General features: G+C 64.3%; 2 protein-coding genes. Both read right to left on the bottom strand.

Features of this window, described 5'->3' with window-relative positions; all coding sequences use genetic code 11:
• Positions 1–686: 686 nt before the first annotated feature.
• Positions 687–1,409 carry a FlhC family transcriptional regulator gene (locus tag VBE63_RS28940; protein WP_323686435.1) on the bottom strand — a complete coding sequence of 241 codons (723 nt, stop codon included), beginning with the start codon at positions 1,407–1,409 and terminating at the stop codon, positions 687–689.
• On the bottom strand, positions 1,406–1,607 hold a 202-nt coding region (locus tag VBE63_RS28945), incomplete at its 5' end, for a hypothetical protein (RefSeq protein WP_323686436.1). The genes VBE63_RS28940 and VBE63_RS28945, both read right to left, overlap by 4 nt.

The raw sequence follows: 1,607 nt of genomic DNA on the forward strand, positions 1-1,607 counted from the left end.
CTGCTCAAGACCCTCCACCACCGTCGAGCGCAGCGCTCATGAGTCGCCCCCTGATCGATCCCGACGACACCCGGCTTTGCCAGGGTGATCAGGAGTCTGCCGTGCACACCGAGCCGCGACGAGAAACCGTGCATCGGTCGTGCCTCGGCAGGCGCATCCAGGTGACTGAGCGATGAACACAGCATCCACCCTCAACAGGTCAGCGCGCGATTAACGCAAGCTGCTGGCGAGCATGGATTGGCGTCGGGCGGCGTTCTGCACTAGAGTCGACAGCGGCAAGGGCGTCAAGCAAAGGCTTTTCTCTCGGTCAGTGTGCACTGACAAGGGTACCCCCGACCCGGCGCTCCAGCCGCTTCTTATGGGCTTGAACGCCTACTGAAACACTTGGTTTCGGGCTGACCGCTTGAACAGGCCAAGCGACCTGTCGATCATCATCAAAAAAATCGACCTATCCAAGCCATCTGTCGATGCCATCGACAGGTGCCCGCCACGCCTTTCCGAGCTTCGCCGGTGAGCAGTTCGTGCGAGATTGTCACAGCCCCCTAATGGAGCCACCCATGATCGGGTTAATCGGGCCACTCGAGGTGGCTCGCAGCGATCTTGGCAGGCTCCTCTCGGCATGGACCCAACCCCCTCTTGAACTCCAACGATGGCGCGATCGCTCAAGTCCGATCACGCCATCAAGATCAAGCAGGCGGCCCGCCATGCCCAATCTCCGAGGTCGCGCCCTGGTTGCTGAGTCTTCCAGCATGCGACGGCGGCCGCCCGCGCGTTGGTGGTGGGCGCAGGCCACCCTGCCAGCGCTGAAAACCACGCTCCTCGGGCAGCAGCCAGGTCCGGTCAAAGATCTCATCCGGTGTTGCCATCTCGACCGACGCCGAGCCACGCCTCCTCGCGGTGGGCGGACGTTGTGCGCGATACAGCGCACAGAGCGGACAGCCATCGTCGAAGCGCAGCTGATCGGCGATCAGATAGGGCACCTCGCAGTACAGGCAGCTGATCAGCCGCGCCGAGCCGACCTGCAGATCGCAGCTGGCGACCCAACAGCGGGTCATGTCCAGGCTGCGCCTGGCACCGAGCAGGCGCTGACACTGATCATGCGCCTCGATCGCCGCATAAATGCTGCGCGTGCGTTGGCCCGGCAGAGGGCGAATCAGCCGATGTCCGCCGCAGCGCTGATAGATCACCGCGAACGCGCTTGCCTGCAATTGCTGGCGTCGGGTGGCGATCATCGCGCCGCCGAGGCCCGGCAGCTGTCCCGAAGGCGCCGGGATACCATGGTACTCACGATAGAACTCGCGCAGCATCGGCCGCGAAAGCCCGGTCTCCTGATGCACGATGGAGATCCGCGTGCGCCGGGCGATCAGTTCAACGGCCAGGCGCATCCGCGCATGGTGCTCCAGCATCATGACGACGGCCCCGCCAGCTCGGGCTGCTCGCCATCGCCCAGATGGTGCAGCAACAGGTGCAGCTCGGCAACATCGCGCAGCGAGGCCTCGGTACAGGCACTCAACAACGGCTCAGCCGTCTCGGGCAAGCGCGCCTGAAACACCAATCCCGGCATCCTGGCCAATTGTTCAATGGCCTCCGGGCTGGCGGCGGTCAGC

Origin of the sequence: Lamprobacter sp., assembly GCF_034860625.1 — a bacterium.
GTDB lineage: Bacteria > Pseudomonadota > Gammaproteobacteria > Chromatiales > Chromatiaceae > Lamprobacter.

Coding starts and splice junctions, on each gene's coding strand:
- VBE63_RS28940 (WP_323686435.1), bottom strand. CDS start 1,409: ATGATGCTGGAGCACCATGCGCGGATGCGCCTGGCCGTTGAACTGATC.